Genomic DNA, 17,698 nt, shown 5'->3' on the forward strand with positions numbered 1-17,698 from the left:
AACAAAATTGAAAATTAATGAAAAAGTTTAGGAAATGGATTATAGTTAACAATGTAGGATGTAAGCAAAACATGCATTTCTACTCGGTTTTAGAAAGGATGGATACATATGAAAATGACTGTTGTCGGCTTTTGGGGCGGCTTTCCAGAAGCGGGAGAAGCAACGTCGGGGTATTTGTTTGAACACGATGGTTTTCGTTTACTTGTAGACTGTGGTAGTGGTGTACTAGCACAGCTTCAAAAATATATAACACCGTCTGATATAGATGCAGTTGTACTGTCGCACTATCATCACGATCATGTTGCAGACATTGGGGTATTGCAATATGCGAGATTAATTACGAGTGCGACAACAAGGCAACTACCAGAACTACCAATATACGGTCATACATTTGATGAGAATGGATTCCATTCTTTAACGCATGAACCGCATACGAAAGGAATCCCGTACAATCCAGAAGAAACACTTCAAATTGGACCGTTCTCGATTTCATTCTTAAAAACTGTTCATCCTGTTACATGCTTTGCGATGCGTATTACAGCTGGAGATGATGCTGTAGTATACAGCGCTGATTCAAGTTATATTCCTGAATTCATTCCATTCACAAAAGATGCTGATCTTTTCATTTGTGAGTGTAATATGTATGCACATCAAGAGGCTGCAAAAGCAGGGCATATGAATAGTACAGAAGTAGCAAGTATTGCAAAAGATGCGAATGTAAAAGAACTTTTATTAACGCACTTACCGCATACAGGCAACCCATCTGATTTAGTAACAGAAGCAAAACAAATTTTCAGTGGTCACATTACGCTAGCGCATAGTGGCTACGTATGGAACTCATGAGGTGATACGATGTTATTTATTGATAATAAAGGAATTACAGACCCTAGAATAAACTTAGCGATTGAAGAATATTGTGTGAAAAATTTAGATATTAACGAAACATATTTACTGTTTTACATTAATGAGCCTTCGATTATCATTGGTAAAAACCAAAACACAGTAGAAGAAATTAATGCAGATTACGTAAAAGAAAAAGGTATTCATGTCGTTCGTCGTCTATCAGGCGGAGGCGCAGTATATCATGATTTAGGAAACTTAAACTTCAGTTTTATTACGAAAGATGATGGAGACAGTTTCAGCAACTTCAAAAAATTCACAGAGCCTGTAACGAAAGCGCTTAGTAAATTAGGCGTAAATGCAGAACTAAGTGGTCGTAACGACATTTTAGCTGAAGGTAGAAAAATTTCAGGTAACGCACAGTTCGCAACGAAAGGTCGTATGTTCAGCCACGGTACGTTACTATTTGACTCTGAAATCGATCACGTCGTATCAGCGTTAAAAGTAAAAATGGATAAGATTCAATCAAAAGGAATTAAGTCAATCCGTAGCCGCGTTGCGAACATTACAGAGTTCCTAAACGAAGAAATGACGACAGAGGAGTTTAGACAACTTCTTCTAGAAACAATTTTCGAAGGAGAAACAGAAATCCCAACGTATGAATTAACAGAAAATGATTGGAAAGAGATCCACAAACTGTCTGAAGAACGTTACCAAAATTGGGATTGGAACTACGGAAAATCACCGAAGTTCAACTTACAACATTCACACCGCTTCCCAGTTGGACAAGTTGATGTTCGTCTTGAAGTGAAAAAAGGAACAGTAACAGAATGTAAAATTTACGGCGACTTCTTCGGTTCATTAGATGTTCATGATATCGAAGAGCGTCTAACAGGCGTTCAGTTCGATAAAGATGCATTCACTGCAGCTTTAGAAGGCGTAGATATTGCACGCTACTTCGGTAACATTACAACAGAAGATTTCTTACATTTATTCTTCTAAAAATGAGGGAGGCTTCCATAACGGGCAGCCTCTTTCTTTTTGCGTAGATTGTCAGGTTTTGTCGGTAAGTCGATATATTTGAAAAATCGCCGATATAAACCGAGTTGCGCTGATATATTTAGAAAATCGCCGATATAAATTGAGTTGCGCTGATATAACTGAAAAATCGCTCATATAATTTCATTTACCAAAAAACATAAAATCACAGGACATTTGCCCCTCGTAAAGGAATATATATATTCAAAAGGAGGCGAATCGAAATGAAAAGGGTAATGTACGTTGTATTATTACTCAGCTTCGTCGTCGGAATGACAGCGTGTAGCAGTGGATCGCCCTCAAGTCGTACAATTTTGTCTATCGGAAAACCAGCGGAGGATAATGTTATATATTTTACGCATACAGATAACAAACGAAAGATACATGATATACAAGACATGTTTCAAAATAAGAAGTGGAAAAGAAATGAAACATTCAGCACTGTTAATAAAACACCAGATGTCATCTTATCAATAGATGAAGACAATACAGGGTTACCGACATTATATGTTACCGTTTATTTTCATGAAGATGGAGCGGACGCTCTTAACTTGCACGGCGAGCATACGACGTTAAATAAAGAGGAACTTAATAAACTTAGAGAAAAGATGAATGCATATTATCCTAAAATGATTTCTGGTCTAGTTTCATAAATTACTTACAAATAAAATCCCCTTATTTTTCCAAAGTAAACTAAGAGAAGGTGGTCTGTCTATATGCAGTTAATAGAATATCACTTGCTACTTTAATTTTCTTTTAATATAATTAATTTAGAATTTTTAAATATTCTAAATTTTATAAAGGTGGGGTTTTTGTGAATCTCGTTCAATCTTTGGCTGAAACGGCAAAAAAGAAGGGGGATAAACCGGCTTATATATTTATGGATCAGTCGGTCTCGTATGACCAATTAAACAAAATGGTCACAAGGTTTTCTAGCAATTTAGCAGAAATGGGCATTGGAAAAGGGGACAATGTCGCATTAGTTGTTGGGAACTCACCACATTTTTTGGTCGGTTTATACGGAACAATGAAAGCCGGAGCAACTGTTATTCCAGTTAATCCAATTTATACAGCAGACGAAATGCATTATATTTTACAAAATGGAGATGTAAAAACAATCATCGTACTCGACGTCCTTCTACCTGTTATACAATCTCTTACAACAAGACTTCCTTCATTAGAAAACATCATCATATGCGAAACCTCATCAGATTTTAACCATACAGAAACCGAAAAAATGAAAACGTTTACTAGTTTTGTGGGGACTGGAGATACAACTTACGAAGGTCCTGAACTAGATGAAGAAGATGTAGCGGTTATCCTATACACTTCGGGCACAACTGGAAAACCGAAAGGCGCTATGCTTACACATAAAAATTTATATAGTAATGCGAGCGATGTGGCTTCGTATTTACAATACACGGCTGATGACCGTGTTGTTGCGGCACTGCCTATGTTCCATGTATTCTGTTTAACAGTTGCGGTAAATGCACCGATTGTGAACGGGGCAACGATTTTAATGTTACCGAAATTTAGTCCGAAAGAAGTATTCCGTATTTGTCGTACGTACGAACCAACGATCTTTGCTGGCGTACCGACGATGTACAATTATTTATATTTATTTGAAGAAGCAAGCGCAGAAGATGTGAAGACGCTTCGTCTTTGTATTTCCGGTGGCGCATCGATGCCTGTTGCTCTTCTACAAAACTTTGAAAAACGTTTTAACGTTATTGTTTCAGAAGGATACGGTTTATCAGAAGCATCACCAGTTACTTGTTTCAATCCGCTAGATCGTCCTCGTAAACCAGGGTCGATTGGCACAAATATTTGGCATGTAGAAAATAAAATTGTAAATGAACTTGGGGAAGAAGTACCTGTCGGCGCAGTCGGCGAATTAATCGTTCGCGGACCTAACGTTATGAAAGGATACTATAATGCACCAGAAGATACAGCTGCGACATTGAAAGACGGCTGGCTATATACAGGTGACTTGGCGAAAATGGATGAAGAAGGTTACTTCTATATCGTTGATCGTAAAAAAGATATCGTCTTAGTTGGCGGTTATAACGTATACCCTCGTGAAGTAGAAGAAGTATTATATACGCACGAATCAGTAGCGGAAGTTGTTGTAATCGGTGTTCCTGATGAAAACTTAGGAGAAGCAGTGCGAGCTTACGTCGTTCTGAAACAAACGAACGTAACAGAAGAAGAACTAATGCATTACTGTACGTTACATTTAGCGAAATATAAAGTGCCGAAAAGTATTGAGTTTTTAATAGAATTACCGAAGAATACGACTGGTAAGTTGTTAAGAAGAGCATTGAGAGAGAAAGCGATGCAAGTGTAAAAATGAGGCAACCATCTTTGAAGGTGGTTGCCTCATTTTTTGTGCATTGATTAAGCTGTGGTGCCATATATTTAAAGCTTCATATGACCAACAAGGAGGAGATATACATAGAACAGAAGGGATTAACGCTTATGGCGAGTGCAATATCTTATTTGTGAAATTATGGATGAACTCTGAAAGTGATAAGAACGGTAATTTTAATCCAAATGGAGTAATGAACCGTGAATCAATGGCTACGGTGTTAGTAAATGCATATAAATTAGAATGGAATGAAAATAGTAAGTTACCAAAAGAATTTGCTGATTTGAAAAATCATTGGGCTCGAAGTATGCCAATATTTTAGTTTAGCAAGAAAATTCAAAATCCAAGTTGACACATATGAATTACAGAATTAAAATGAAAAGAAATCGAATACAATACATTAGAAGCTAATCAGATAAACTGAAGGCGCACAATGTTCACATTTGTGAATATATTGTGTGCCTTTTTCTATTGTATAAACTAAGGGGGCTTAACGATGAAAAAGTGGGGTAAGACAGCGTTTATGAAAAGTACAGGTGTTTTATTATCAGCAGTTGTACTTTTATCAGGGTGTGGTTCGGCAACATCCACTAGTAATTCTGAAGGAAGTGGAGATAAAAAAACAGTTGAGCTTTTAAATGTTTCTTATGATCCAACTAGGGAGTTATATCAAGATTTTAATAAAGATTTTGCGAAGTATTGGAAAGAGAAGCATGGGCAAACAGTAAATGTAAAACAATCACATGGGGGATCTGGAAGTCAAGCGCGCTCTGTTATTGATGGCTTAGAAGCAGACGTTGTTACACTAGCACTTGCTTATGATATTGATGCCATTAGCAAGAAAAAACAACTAGCAGAAGATTGGCAGAAGCGACTTGCGAATAATTCCACTCCATACACGTCAACAATTGTATTTCTTGTTCGAAAAGGAAACCCGAAAGGAATTAAAGACTGGGATGATTTAACGAAAAAAGGTGTGTCTGTCATTACACCAAATCCAAAAACATCAGGCGGAGCACGTTGGAACTATTTAGCGGCGTGGGGATACGCATTGAAAAAATATAATAATAGTGAAGATAAGGCGAAAGAGTTTGTTAGCCAAATTTATAAAAACGTAGAAGTATTAGATTCAGGAGCGCGCGGAGCAACGACAACATTTGTTGAAAAAGGAATTGGAGACGTATTAATCGCGTGGGAAAATGAAGCGTTATTATCCCAAAAAGAGCTTGGAAAAGATAAATTTGAAATTGTAACCCCTTCTATTAGTATACTTGCAGAACCACCAGTAGCGGTTGTAGATAAAGTCGTTGATAAAAAAGGAACGAAAAAAGTAGCAGAAGGATACCTGGAATATTTGTACTCAGAAAAAGGGCAGGAAATTGCGGCGAAAAACTTTTATCGCCCGCGCAATGAAAAAGTAGCAGAAAAATATGCATCCCAATTTCCGAAAGTTCAATTATTTACAGTAGATGAACTATTTGGTGGCTGGAAAAAAGCACAAGAAAAACACTTTAATGACGGCGGCGTATTCGATAAAATTTATCAAAAATAATGCGTACTGCTAAAGGGGGATGAGGTGAAAGAGGATGAGGAAGAAGCGTGTTTTACCAGGGTTTGGATTATCGCTTGGATTTACAATGTTGTACATGAGCTTATTCGTACTTATACCACTTTCTATCGTATTTATTCAAACTTCACAGTTAGGTTGGAAGAAGTTCGCTGGGGTTATAACGAACGAGCGTGTGTTGCATTCCTATCAAGTTAGTTTTACAACTTCATTTGCAGCTGCTATTGTAAATGCCATTTTCGGTTTATTAATAGCTTGGGTGCTCGTACGCTACAAATTTCCAGGGAAACGACTATTAGATGGACTCATTGATTTACCGTTTGCACTTCCGACAGCTGTAGCTGGTATTACACTTACAACGCTTTATGCGGAAAATGGATGGATTGGGAAAATATTTAGTCTGTTTCATATAAAAGTAGCTTTTACACCACTCGGAATTATCGTTGCGCTTACTTTTATCGGTTTACCATTTGTCGTTCGAATGGTGCAACCAGTGCTGCAAAATATTGATAAAGAAGTAGAAGAGGCAGCTTCGAGTTTAGGTGCATCCCGCTTACAAATATTTGTGAAAATCATTTTACCAGAAATCTTTCCCGCTCTTCTTGCCGGTTTTTCACTCGCATTTGCAAGAGCATTAGGAGAATACGGATCTGTCGTTTTCATCGCAGGTAATATGCCGATGAAAACAGAAATTGCACCACTGATGATTATGACGAAACTAGAACAATATGATTATGCGGGGGCAACAGCTGTAGCGACCGTGATGCTTATTATTTCTCTCCTTTTCCTTCTTCTTATTAATATGATTCAAAGCTGGAGTAGAAGGCATGAACTAAAAAGTGAATAGGAGGAGAGAAAATGGAACCAACATTATTAGAAAAGAAAATAGTAAAAAGCGTATCAGCTAAAAAAGAATCTAAGCTTGTACCAGGCATATTAATTACGATTACAGTTTTATTTTTATCTCTCTTTCTATTACTGCCACTCATAACTATTTTTCTAAAAGCCTTTGAAAGAGGGATGGATGTATACATTGCCGCTATTACAGATCAAGAAGCATTTTCAGCAATTAGATTAACGCTTCTCGTTGCGTTAATCGTTGTGCCGCTTAATACGATATTTGGGGTAGCGGCCGCATGGCTTATTACAAAGTTTCAGTTTAAAGGAAAACAAGTATTACTCTCTCTTATTGAACTGCCGTTTGCTGTGTCACCAGTTATCGCAGGATTAGTATTCGTTTTACTTTTCACACCGAGGGGTGCTCTTGGCGAATGGTTACTTGAACATGGAGTGAAACTCATTTTCTCTGTACCAGGCATTATTATCGCAACAATCTTTGTAACCTTCCCGTTCGTTGCACGTGAATTAATTCCCATTATGCAGGCGCAAGGGAAAAGTGAAGAAGAGGCAGCTTTATCACTTGGCGCAAGTGGCTGGAAAATGTTTTGGCGCGTTACGCTTCCAAATATAAAATGGGGTCTTTTGTACGGCATGATTCTATGTAATGCCCGTGCTATCGGTGAGTTTGGAGCCGTTTCTGTCGTATCAGGTCACGTGCGCGGTATTACGAATACGATGCCGCTCCATATTGAAATTTTGTACAATGAATATCAATTTTCAGCAGCATTTGCAGTAGCGACGTTAATGTCATTAATTGCAGTGTTTACACTCGTTATAAAAAACTGGATTGAATGGCGAATGGAAAAACGACAATAAGAGGGGGATTACGGTGAGTATTCAAATTCAAGGTGTATCAAAGCAATATGGTACATTTCAAGCACTAACAGACATTCATTTGGATATTCCAAAAGGTGAACTTGTTGCCTTATTAGGCCCGTCAGGTTCTGGGAAAACGACGTTATTACGCATTATTGCAGGATTAGAAGAAGCGGATGGAGGCTCTGTTTCATTTGATGGGGAAGATCTAACAGACATTCACGTGAAAAACAGGCAAGTCGGTTTCGTCTTTCAGCACTATGCGCTCTTTAAACATATGAATGTATTTGAGAATGTCGCTTTCGGTTTAAAAGTAAGAAAGAAAAGCTTAAGACCGTCAGCAGAAGCGATAGAAGAAAAGGTAACAGAATTATTAAAGCTCGTAAAAATGGATGGCTTTGCTAAACGTTATCCAGCGCAATTATCTGGTGGACAACGTCAACGTATTGCACTAGCCCGGGCACTTGCAGTCGAACCGAAAATTTTATTACTTGATGAACCGTTCGGTGCACTCGATGCAAAGGTGAGAAAAGAATTACGAAGATGGCTCCGAAAATTACATGACGAATTTCAAATTACGAGCGTATTCGTAACGCATGATCAAGAAGAAGCGTTAGACGTTGCAGACCGCATCGTTGTAATGAATGAAGGTTGCATTGAACAAATGGGAACACCGGAAGAAGTATATGAAAACCCAGCAAGTCCGTTTGTATATGACTTTTTAGGAAATGTAAATTTATTTCACGGGCGCGTTCATAAAGGAAAGCTAAATGTAGGGTCGGTCGAACTAGAAGCACCAGAGCATAAGCACGTTTCCAACGTAGACGGAATAGCCTACGTAAGGCCGCATGACTTATCAATCTCTCGTACGAAACAAAGCATAGATGCAATCCCGGCAAAAGTATCTTATTCTCACGCAGTCGGAAATATCGTATATGTAGAATTAAAACGAGACGGAACAGATGAATATTTAGAAGCAGAAATTACGAAAGAACAGTTCAAGCAGCTGAACATTCAAGCGGGTGATTTCGTATACGTACAGCCGAAAGAAGTGAAAGTGTTTATTCCGGAGGATTTTGTAATTTAAGAGTGTTCACTCTTAAATTACAAAATCTATTAATAAGAAAAGGTCTCCTAAAAGATATTTTAGGAGACCTTTTCTTTGTTTATCGTAATAACTTTTTCTCATATGAAATGTAGTCGGAAGTTTGCATATATAATAGCGGAGCGTGTTCACACAACTATTTGGTACGAGTAGTAATGAAGATATTCTTCCTACGTTCTTACATAAAATTTTTAATTTTGGATATTTGTATCATATGTTTCTGCGACAAACACAAAGTCTACATGCTCTTTATCAATAAAAATACTTGTTTTAGATGGAAGACCTGTTATGGTAGAAACAATATCAACCTCAACAAGGTCAAATCCTACACGATAAGCATCTTCAATTTCAATTCCACCAGTTAGAAAATGCAATCCATCCCCAAATGACTTAAATACAAATACATTTTCTTTCAAACTTTTATTATCCATTTCAATCCATTCTTCGTTAATATAAATCTTAAATGTTGTGCACTTTGGAACACACTCGATGTGATGTATCCCTTTATAACTATTAAGTGAAAACATATAGGTATGAGTTTCTTTAAAGTTAATATCTATCCCGTATTTAAAAGCAAAAGTTTTATATACCATCTCATAAAACAATGGCATTACAATATCATCCCATGCGTCATAGGCAAAAGCATGAATTGGTATTAGATGAGGATATAAACTTACAATCGCTTTTTGAAAATTAAGTAAGATGGTTGTATCTGTAATTTCTTTTAAAGAATCATCTATTTCATGATCATAATCTTTCGAAATTCTGTTATCAATCATATGACAAACTCCTTACATAGTCTTCTATATACTACGTTTTTCCGCATCATCAGTTTGTTCCTTCTTCAACTAAATTGCAAGTTTAACCGATGATTCCAAAAAGGCCCTTGTCTTATTTTATCAATCGTTAAATCGGATTGGGATACTACAAGCATAAATGAGAAAAGAAATCGTCTTTTCTTTTTTATGATAGATGTATTTATTTTTAAACTGTATTTACTTTACTCTTTATTTTATTTAGATTTGGATATGTAACATTATTGTGTTAAAAAATATTTCAGCGAGGTGAGTTTATGAAAGAAAAGAAATGGTATAGGCAATTAGTCGTAATGGTGTAGGAGTATCATCTAAGGCCATTTTAAATGCCGTTAAAACTGGCGAAAAAGTTATACAAAGTGGTGGTAGAGCTAAATCTACTAGTAAACAGGCTGTAGTAGTTTTAAATAAAAAAGGTAAAGTAATTACAACTTTTGCTAAGGGTTCAAAATAAACTGGGAAAGGAGAAGATAAGGTTGTTTAAATTAAATAAAGAGATGCAGATTTTATTGAAACAGACATTAGAATCACAAAATAAACATTTACTATGGTTAAATGTTTATGAAGACTTAAGTATGATAGAAACTGAAAAAATAAATAAATTGAGAGATATTATAGTACATGAATTAATGGAGAAAGGTTTTGATGAACGAGACAATATAAACGATTTGGGAAGAGCATTAGAAGAGCTAATTGATATCTTAGGAAATTTAATACCTTAGAAAATGTTAAGCTGTATGGCAATGTTTTTAGCAGATGGAAAGTTCCGTTAATTACAGAATGAAAGATTATATAACTTTTAACAATGCGCTTAATACGAGCGTAGCTATGATTAGAGAGTTTTGTATGTGTAAAATAACTCCCAAAATATAAGGATATATTTTGAGGGCGTATGATTATATAGTATATTTATTGATTCGAATCTTTAAAAGGAGGGGAAACAGGGGGAAAATAATAGGAATTATTCTGATTATAGGTGGTATGATTCCATTAATTTATGCAATGATACAAATCTATCGGCAATGGAAAGAAAAAGGGCCTTCTTTTGCTCTTAAATCAATAATTTTTCTAGCCGTAAGCATTTTGCTAGATACTGCAACAACTATTATATTGTGTATAGTAGCAGTATTCATTGGTATTTGTTTAATCATCTACACATAATAAGTTCAAGAAGGCTAACTTATCGGTTGTGACTAATTGGAGGGATTGGATGAACTTCATTTTATATGGATCTAAACATACAGTTTTAGCTTCCGTTTTTGACTCATTTCAAGGTAGGGAAAAAGAGTTTAATTGGCTTATAACAGACATGGAGATTGTCGCACATCAGGAGGAGAAACTTATCCGAAATTATCCTAAAATGTCGCATCCAATAGTTTGGATAGCAGGTGAAGATCTTTCAAATCTCGTAAAAAAATATAATCCTCAATTTATTTGGGGCGTACTATCTGCGTTTGATAAGTCTATAAACATTGATATTCATAATTTGCTTGTAGAGCCCTATGCAAATGGAAACGAAGGGCTCTGGGTACCAAGTCCAAATATTCAGCACCCTCAAGCAAAACTTGAAATTGTTTGTTGGGATTCGTATGTAACGCTTTTTTTAAGTAAAGATGAGGACATCGATGATAAATTTCAAGACTATTTCAAGTCTGTTAAAAAATTGGATTTTTAAATAGGTCGTCCTTGAGTAATAAAATGAATGTATGAATAATAATCTCTTTGATGATTATTGGAATATTAGCTAGTATTTTTGAAAAAGTAGCTTGTAAAATTTCGGAGTGAATTGTTAACTTTTGATGCGATAGGAAATCGCAAATAAATTTATGAAGGAGAATTTAGAGTTGGTAGAGTTTTTTGAATATTTATTAATTTTGGTTTTAAATATGCTAGTAGCATCTATCGTATTTTTACAAGAGTACTGCATAGGTAGTATAAGACTGTCTCATTATAGGAGAATCTTTGCTACGGTCATGGCTATACGTTCATTGGTGAGTATATGGATCATTTACCCTATGACAGCTACTCTGTTAGGGACGCTAAATATTTTAGTGATTCAATCAATTATATTACTTTTCCTTTGGGGGCTTATGCAGTGTGTAAAGAAGTACAGAGGAAAGTGGTATATTACAATGATTGCACTTATTATTTATGGTCTTAGCTGTTATTTTCATATTATGTATGCGAAAACTGTATAGATAATGAGAGGGTATTTGTAGACCTAGTTACATGATAGTAAGAATCTTTAATGAAAATTATAATAAAATGATGTCAAAAGGGAGACTAAAAGTGCTTATAGAATTTTTAGAATTCATTTCTATCTTGGCTTTAGTAGTTGTATTAACATTAACTGTTATGTTGCAAGATATATTTTTTATAAATATAAATAAACAATATACTGAAACACGTATTGGGGCGATTATTTTTTGTATTCGGATGTTGTTCGGGACATGGGTAGTATTTGTTACAGAAACTACTATAATTGCTGTCTCAAAAGTGACTGCAATTCAATTAATTATTTTACTTCTTTTTTGGGCATGCTCGAAGTATGTACAAAAAAATCGTGAAAATTGGCTAATTACTATAGTTGCTTTTGTTATTTATGGTGTTGGTACATACATGTATATTCAGTTTGCTTTTAGAGGCTATTAATATATCATCAGAAAAGTTAGTGGTTAGAAAGATGCATTTATTAAATGTTTGTATGAAGGAATAGCGAATATAGGCTCTTTTTTCTTTATATATAGGATAGGACATGTATCTAATCCTCGTGGGATAAATCAAAATAGAGAACGGAAGGAATTATATGAACAAAAAAGAATTAAAATTAAAGCTACTGCAAGGTCTAGGTGAAGAGTTAAAAGAAGACGGTTATAAGATTAGGATTACACAACAAGACCTGGTGAAAAAATTTGATAAAGGAAAAATCGGTATACATTTAGCCTTTATCAATCACCCAGAAGATTTTCATGTGACGGTGGATGTGGGAATTCGGTTTGACGAATTAGAAAATATGAAAAATCAATGGGATGAAGGTTTAACAAGTAAAGAGAAAAAGGAAACCTATACGATTGGGGTTGAGTTAGGGAATTTAGTCCATAGGGAGCAAAAAAGATGGTGTGTTGAAAAGGAAACCGATATTTTGCCTGTTACCATAGATATATTAAAAGAGGTTAAACAGTATTTCATTCCATATATTGATAAGTATGTAGATATGGAAAATGTATTTGATTTATGTGTAAGAGATGACGATGAGGCTGGATTAATAGGGACAATATTTGATGGGACTCGAGCACAAAATGCTATTGGATTAGCTTTGTTATTAAATAAAGAAGAGATGTTAGAACAAATCATTGAGAAAAAGAAAGAGTATTTAAAGACGAGGGATAAATTTGAATTGGAGTTATTTGAAAACTTTCTTTTTAATATGGATCTAGGATAAACAAGGTTAGTTATTCATTTTCTTGATTATAGTAAGTTTAATCAGGGGAATAACTTGTATAAACATACAAATCCAAAACCTAAAAGATTTTAAATTGGGTACTCTGGAGGGATGATATGATTTTAAGAGATATTAAATTTGTATTAGAATTTAATCCGAATAAATACATTTCGGAAATTCGAAAGGTTATGAAAGAAAAAAAATTAAATGAAGAACAAGCTACACAGTTTTATTATAAAGAGGAATTTCAAGATAAGGCTGTACAAATTCGCGATGAATCCAGATGTATATCAGGTTTATATATTAGTTGTTTAGGGAAATATCATACATCTGAAACTAAAGAAATAATAATTCATTTAGTGGATGAATTATCTGAGGCTAGTTTGATAAATGTTGATGGCTTTATAGAAATTCAAATTATTTTCAACTTAGAACAATATATTTCTTTGACCAATCACCAAAAGAATCAAATGCTTCTCAATATAATACAGAGAGCTACTAAAAGTGTCGGAGATATCTTTGAGTGGGAATATCAACCATTCCAAGAAGCTTATAATAAAGTAATTGAAAAAAATTATGAAAATAATTATGTATGGAAAAAGAAAGTAAGTCCTGGAAGGAAATATATAGCGGAGGTATTTTGCATGCATGGGATTAATGAATATCTTATTTATATGATTGTAAAAGATTACCGTGATAAGAATGAGTTAAAGAGGGAACTACTGCACAGAGTTAGTCCACATGAGTTTATGTTCGCGCCATATTTAGGAGATTTAAAATGGCTCTCTAATGATAGTGTTGCATTAATTGGGGAGAATCCTCGTAGACAATGGGCTGTAAATGTATAAATAAAAAGAAGGTGTCCATATGATTAAACTGATTAAGCAAGAAAAGGATAAACTGTTGTACTGGGAAGTATGGGAAGAAGATAAGAAAACTTTAATTGTACATTGTGGCTGTGTTGGTGATACAGGTGAAATGTATGAAATAGAACTGTATCCATTTCAACGTGTTGAAAAAGAAATGAAAGAGTTAGCGGATGAACAGTTGGCGGATGGCTATAAGGTACTCGATGAGGAAGAGCTAATAGAATTTGTTTTGCAATATGATTACACAGAAAATCAGTTGGAAGAAGTATTGGAAAAACGAAACCAAGTTCAAGAGATAATGGATGAAGCGTTAGGGTGGTCTGGAAATGGCCATTGTGATGGTGGAGATATTGGTAGCGGGACGATTAACATATTTAACTTTGTAATTGACGTTGATAAAGCGTTGAAAACAATTCTAAATGAATTAGAAAATCAGCAGTTGTTAGATGGTGTGAAGATTGCTTATGTGAACGATGAGGAAGATTATGTGCAGGTTTATCCTAGTGAAGGTGAATTTAATTTACTATAAATCTACTGAGTAGAGGTGCCGAATGTATGTATCAGGAGTAGGTATTTTTGAAGATAATCTATCTGAAGATATAAAGTTTGATTTCCAAGATTTGATTAGTGAAGGCTATAGCTCAGAAGAAGCTAATGAGATGATGGTGAATACATATATTTCATCTTTACGAAAACATGAGGAAAATATTTTTTGGCTAGCGTTGGCTGCAATTCAATGGGAACTAGGAAGATTGAATCCTCAAGTTAAGGAAAAAGCCATTTGTATTATTGAAAGTAAATCAGATTTAAAACGATGGTGGAGAGAACCAGAATTAAAGAAGAAAAGAGAGCTTGTTTTGGAGAAATTAAAAAAAATTTAGTTTCACCTTTGCCAGAACCGAAAAAGGTAAAAAGAAGAGTGGTTCTAAAAACTGAGCTTGAAATTGGAGATGTCATTACGTATCGGTTATTAAGCGGGCAGTACATTATACTAAAAGTCGTGGGTGTGAATGAGTATGCTGGAAATGCATATCCAATATTGATGTTATGTGACTGGATTGGACGAGATATTCCTGATAAAGATGAAATTCTCACGATGGAAATGAAAGAAGGATTAAATCAATATTTTCAAAAAGGATTTCAGTACATAGAAGTGTTTCCATTAAAGAAAAAGAGTTATCCAAAAGAACGTATTCGCCTTGTATATAAAAATATAGAGGTACCGTCAAGGGATGCATATCCAATTATGTCTATGGCATGGGATGAGTTTGATGATGATATTGAAGAATATTATGAATTAAAATAAAAAAAGATAAAACATGAAATATAAAATGCACCCAAAGTATTGAGTGCATTTTTCTACAATCTTTATATATTTTGCTGCATTAATTCCAAAATGTGCATCACAATATAACATGTGAAATTTTAAAATACCAGTTAATACCCGATTGATTTAACTAATAAAATAATGAGTGGAGGATGAAGCCCCTCACTCATTAAAGTTTCACTTTATTTTTTCTCTACCAATTTCTTATTCTTCCAATCTAGTGTGAACAATTTATTAAATGTTTTTTGATCAACGTCTTTTACGTTGTTTCCAACCCAGTTTGCAGTTCCGAATGTGTAGCCTGGACGAAGTTGGTAATCGTCGGCGTGTTTTGTATAAGCGACTTGTAAGTTAGATTGATCTGTATTTTTTTCAGAGATAACAACAGCAATCATACCAGGAGAGAAACCGCTATTTGTTAATGCTGGAAGTTGATCCATCGGTATTAAATTACCTTTTGCATCAGATTCATATAGGTATGTGCGAGAGTACATGAAAAGTTGGTTTCCATATAAAGAATGATAGGAGTCACGTGTGTAAATACCCCAGTTTTGATTGTTATATCCGTTAAAGAATACGTTCCATTTTACGTTTTTGTTCGTTTGGTCAATTAAATTTGTTTTATAACTAGTTTGTTTATAGCTTACAGAGTCAGACCAAGTGACTTGACCAGTTGCACCAGCTTCACCGCTAGGGCCATTAGGCGTTACAGAAGCTTTAACAGAGCCACCAAGTTGATAAGATACGCTAGATGTTACAGTCGTTTCTTCTACAGCATTTGTAGGCGCTACGTTAAAGAAACGAGCGCTGTTATCTTGAAGGTTAAATGCAACATCATATTGTGAAGGATAACGTAATGTTGCACTAGCGCCAGGGATTGGGTAGTTATCAATAGGTGCATCACTTATAGTAGGATTTGCTTTTAGAAAACTACCAGTTGTATTAATAACGGCAATCTGTTTATCAGCGCTTGGATCATCGATAAAAGTTACCTTTAAAGACATTGTCATATTATCAGCTTGATCATTATTAAATGTATTATAGCTCGTATGTGTTTTTGCATTTTGCCCGATATCTGTTACAACTTGTGACGTCGTTTGAGCGTAAGTAGCAGGTGTTGAAAGAGTTACAGCACTACTAGCAAAAACAGCGGATAATGCTAAACATTTTAAGTAGGTTTTAGAACGTTTCATACAATCACTTCCTTTTATCTTTGTCGATATATGTCGTATTACATTTATATCGTAACATGAAAATAAAACGGAATGGATGGTTATGCATAATTGCATAGATGAGTTTTGAACGATAAAGATAATAGAATTTCATCCAACACTTAAGACTCGAAAATGTCCATTACAGCCGTTCTTAAAAATTTTAAGACAATATGTTTATCAATGTTCTTATTCTGAAGATTGAAGCGCTTAATATTTACGTTATAAGTGCATAACAAGTTATAATAAAAGAAATCAATAAGGAGGCTGGCTGTGAAGAATCTTCGTTATCTCAATATATTTACCATATTAATTATATACACACTACTTATGTTTTACATCGGCTGGAACGGATGGGTTTGGCTTCATGCGGTATTTGGCTGGGAATCTTGGGGATATTATGCTTTTATAGTCGCATTTATTTCATATGCGTACATTCTCGTGCAAGTGTTTAAGTTTTTGCCATTTCTACGAACGATCGGTTCAATTTGGTTCGCGGTCATACAATACGCGCTTATGTTGTTGCCATTAGCTAATATTATGGTCTTTCTTTTACAGTTTTCAGTAGAGAAAGAAGCGGCAATTATTTGGACAGGGGCGGCTGTGATAGCTGCATTTATCTTTATCTTTGCGTATGGAGTATTTAATGCGTATAGTCCGGTAGTAAGAAAGTACGAGGTGCACATACCGAAAAAGGTAGAGGGGCGTAAAAGTTTACGCATTGCGATGGCTTCTGATATGCATTTCGGTAAACTGTCTGGCGTTTCGCATTTAAAAAGACTTGTTCGTCATGTAAATGAGATGGAACCTGATATTATTTTACTGCCAGGTGATATTATCGATGATCATCCAGGTGTGTTCATTCAAAAGAATATGGGACCAATCATGAAACAAATGAAAGCACCATTAGGCGTATATGGCGTATTAGGAAACCATGAATACTACGGCAGAGCGGTTCCAGAGTTTTTACAAGAGATGGATAAGATTGATATTCGTATTCTTTTAGATGAAGTAATTACAATTGAAGATGACTTTTATCTCGTTGGAAGAAGAGATAAAACAGAGCGAGATCGTCAAAGCTTTGAACAATTAATGAGTACGGTAGATAAATCGATGCCTGTTATCGCAATGGATCACCAGCCATTTGAGTTGAAACAAGCAGCAGCGGCAGGTGTAGATTTATTATTATCCGGTCATACGCACCGCGGACAAATGGCGCCCAATCATATTGTAACGAGAAGAATGTACGAGCTAGACTGGGGATACGCACAAAAAGGCGCGTTCCACGCAATTGTTTCTTCTGGATTTGGATTTTGGGGACCACCGCTTAGACTTGGAAGTAGGTCGGAGATTGTGCAGGTAGAAGTTACATTTGAATAGGGGTTATGAAATAGAGAGCT

The 17,698-nt window shown here is 35.2% G+C and carries 22 protein-coding genes and 1 pseudogene; 20 read left to right on the plus strand and 3 right to left on the minus strand.

Annotated features, from left to right (window positions below):
* The first annotated feature begins 108 nt into the window (after positions 1–108).
* The 9 genes from DN399_RS05455 to DN399_RS05495 all read left to right on the plus strand — a co-directional run bounded on the left by DN399_RS05455 (position 109) and on the right by DN399_RS05495 (position 8,616).
* Positions 109–843 (plus strand): MBL fold metallo-hydrolase, encoded by a 735-nt coding sequence (locus DN399_RS05455; RefSeq protein WP_016122068.1) that lies wholly within the window; start codon positions 109–111, stop codon positions 841–843.
* Positions 844–852: 9 nt separating this feature from the next.
* The gene (gene lplA, locus DN399_RS05460) at positions 853–1,842 is read left to right on the plus strand and encodes a lipoate--protein ligase (protein ID WP_000897277.1); all 990 of its coding nucleotides are present in this window, start codon (positions 853–855) and stop codon (positions 1,840–1,842) included.
* 260 nt (positions 1,843–2,102) lie between these two features.
* Positions 2,103–2,531 carry a hypothetical protein gene (locus DN399_RS05465; protein WP_000832638.1) on the plus strand — a complete coding sequence of 143 codons (429 nt, stop codon included), beginning with the start codon at positions 2,103–2,105 and terminating at the stop codon, positions 2,529–2,531.
* A gap of 161 nt (positions 2,532–2,692) precedes the next feature.
* The gene (locus tag DN399_RS05470) at positions 2,693–4,225 is read left to right on the plus strand and encodes a fatty acid--CoA ligase family protein (RefSeq protein ID WP_001055178.1); all 1,533 of its coding nucleotides are present in this window, start codon (positions 2,693–2,695) and stop codon (positions 4,223–4,225) included.
* 166 nt (positions 4,226–4,391) lie between these two features.
* Complete coding sequence (locus DN399_RS05475) at positions 4,392–4,568, plus strand: hypothetical protein (RefSeq protein WP_006916062.1); 177 nt, start codon at positions 4,392–4,394, stop codon at positions 4,566–4,568.
* 174 nt (positions 4,569–4,742) lie between these two features.
* Positions 4,743–5,798: a sulfate ABC transporter substrate-binding protein gene (locus DN399_RS05480; RefSeq protein WP_000758701.1), complete on the plus strand. Its 1,056-nt coding sequence runs from the start codon at positions 4,743–4,745 to the stop codon at positions 5,796–5,798.
* Between the two features lie 34 nt (positions 5,799–5,832).
* Complete coding sequence (gene cysT, locus DN399_RS05485) at positions 5,833–6,660, plus strand: sulfate ABC transporter permease subunit CysT (RefSeq protein WP_001227879.1); 828 nt, start codon at positions 5,833–5,835, stop codon at positions 6,658–6,660.
* An 11-nt stretch (positions 6,661–6,671) separates the two neighbouring features.
* Positions 6,672–7,529 (plus strand): sulfate ABC transporter permease subunit CysW, encoded by an 858-nt coding sequence (gene cysW / locus DN399_RS05490; RefSeq protein WP_000433826.1) that lies wholly within the window; start codon positions 6,672–6,674, stop codon positions 7,527–7,529.
* Positions 7,530–7,542: 13 nt separating this feature from the next.
* On the plus strand, positions 7,543–8,616 hold the full coding sequence (locus DN399_RS05495; RefSeq protein WP_000027102.1) for a sulfate/molybdate ABC transporter ATP-binding protein: 1,074 nt from the start codon (positions 7,543–7,545) through the stop codon (positions 8,614–8,616).
* 209 nt (positions 8,617–8,825) lie between these two features.
* Here the strand turns inward: DN399_RS05495 and DN399_RS05505 are convergent, their stop codons facing one another.
* A complete protein-coding gene (locus DN399_RS05505) occupies positions 8,826–9,413 on the minus strand; it encodes a hypothetical protein (RefSeq protein WP_000566764.1) in 588 nt (195 codons plus the stop codon).
* 512 nt (positions 9,414–9,925) lie between these two features.
* Between DN399_RS05505 and DN399_RS05510 the strand changes: the two genes are divergently transcribed.
* From DN399_RS05510 to DN399_RS05555, 10 genes are all read left to right on the plus strand, one after another.
* Positions 9,926–10,171: a hypothetical protein gene (locus tag DN399_RS05510; RefSeq protein ID WP_000475565.1), complete on the plus strand. Its 246-nt coding sequence runs from the start codon at positions 9,926–9,928 to the stop codon at positions 10,169–10,171.
* Positions 10,172–10,430: 259 nt separating this feature from the next.
* Entirely contained in the window at positions 10,431–10,610 is a 180-nt protein-coding gene (locus DN399_RS28590; protein WP_149149393.1) for a hypothetical protein, read from the plus strand.
* 49 nt (positions 10,611–10,659) lie between these two features.
* Positions 10,660–11,124 (plus strand): hypothetical protein, encoded by a 465-nt coding sequence (locus tag DN399_RS05520; RefSeq protein WP_149149394.1) that lies wholly within the window; start codon positions 10,660–10,662, stop codon positions 11,122–11,124.
* Positions 11,125–11,293: 169 nt separating this feature from the next.
* Entirely contained in the window at positions 11,294–11,647 is a 354-nt protein-coding gene (locus tag DN399_RS28700; protein ID WP_000229075.1) for a hypothetical protein, read from the plus strand.
* 91 nt (positions 11,648–11,738) lie between these two features.
* Entirely contained in the window at positions 11,739–12,101 is a 363-nt protein-coding gene (locus DN399_RS05530; RefSeq protein ID WP_006916081.1) for a hypothetical protein, read from the plus strand.
* A gap of 154 nt (positions 12,102–12,255) precedes the next feature.
* Complete coding sequence (locus DN399_RS05535) at positions 12,256–12,891, plus strand: hypothetical protein (protein ID WP_006916085.1); 636 nt, start codon at positions 12,256–12,258, stop codon at positions 12,889–12,891.
* Positions 12,892–13,007: 116 nt separating this feature from the next.
* Positions 13,008–13,739 carry a hypothetical protein gene (locus tag DN399_RS05540; protein ID WP_149149395.1) on the plus strand — a complete coding sequence of 244 codons (732 nt, stop codon included), beginning with the start codon at positions 13,008–13,010 and terminating at the stop codon, positions 13,737–13,739.
* A 19-nt stretch (positions 13,740–13,758) separates the two neighbouring features.
* Positions 13,759–14,289 (plus strand): hypothetical protein, encoded by a 531-nt coding sequence (locus DN399_RS05545; RefSeq protein WP_006916087.1) that lies wholly within the window; start codon positions 13,759–13,761, stop codon positions 14,287–14,289.
* Positions 14,290–14,311: 22 nt separating this feature from the next.
* Positions 14,312–14,641, plus strand: a complete 330-nt coding sequence (locus DN399_RS05550) for a hypothetical protein (protein WP_149149396.1) — start codon at positions 14,312–14,314, stop codon at positions 14,639–14,641.
* Between the two features lie 38 nt (positions 14,642–14,679).
* Complete coding sequence (locus DN399_RS05555; RefSeq protein WP_149149397.1) at positions 14,680–15,066, plus strand: hypothetical protein; 387 nt, start codon at positions 14,680–14,682, stop codon at positions 15,064–15,066.
* A 203-nt stretch (positions 15,067–15,269) separates the two neighbouring features.
* On the opposite strand, the gene cytK2 is transcribed toward DN399_RS05555, so the two are convergent.
* Both cytK2 and DN399_RS28595 read right to left on the minus strand, forming a co-directional pair.
* A complete protein-coding gene (gene cytK2 / locus DN399_RS05560; RefSeq protein ID WP_000830633.1) occupies positions 15,270–16,280 on the minus strand; it encodes a beta-channel forming cytolysin CytK2 in 1,011 nt (336 codons plus the stop codon).
* A 143-nt stretch (positions 16,281–16,423) separates the two neighbouring features.
* Positions 16,424–16,537: pseudogene (locus DN399_RS28595) on the minus strand (TetR family transcriptional regulator); the annotation flags it as partial.
* A 34-nt stretch (positions 16,538–16,571) separates the two neighbouring features.
* On the opposite strand from DN399_RS28595, the gene DN399_RS05570 reads away from it, so the two are divergent.
* Positions 16,572–17,678 carry a metallophosphoesterase gene (locus DN399_RS05570; RefSeq protein WP_000793735.1) on the plus strand — a complete coding sequence of 369 codons (1,107 nt, stop codon included), beginning with the start codon at positions 16,572–16,574 and terminating at the stop codon, positions 17,676–17,678.
* The last annotated feature ends 20 nt before the right edge of the window (positions 17,679–17,698 follow it).

Source organism: Bacillus sp. AR4-2 (genome assembly GCF_008274865.1).
GTDB lineage: Bacteria > Bacillota > Bacilli > Bacillales > Bacillaceae_G > Bacillus_A > Bacillus_A cereus.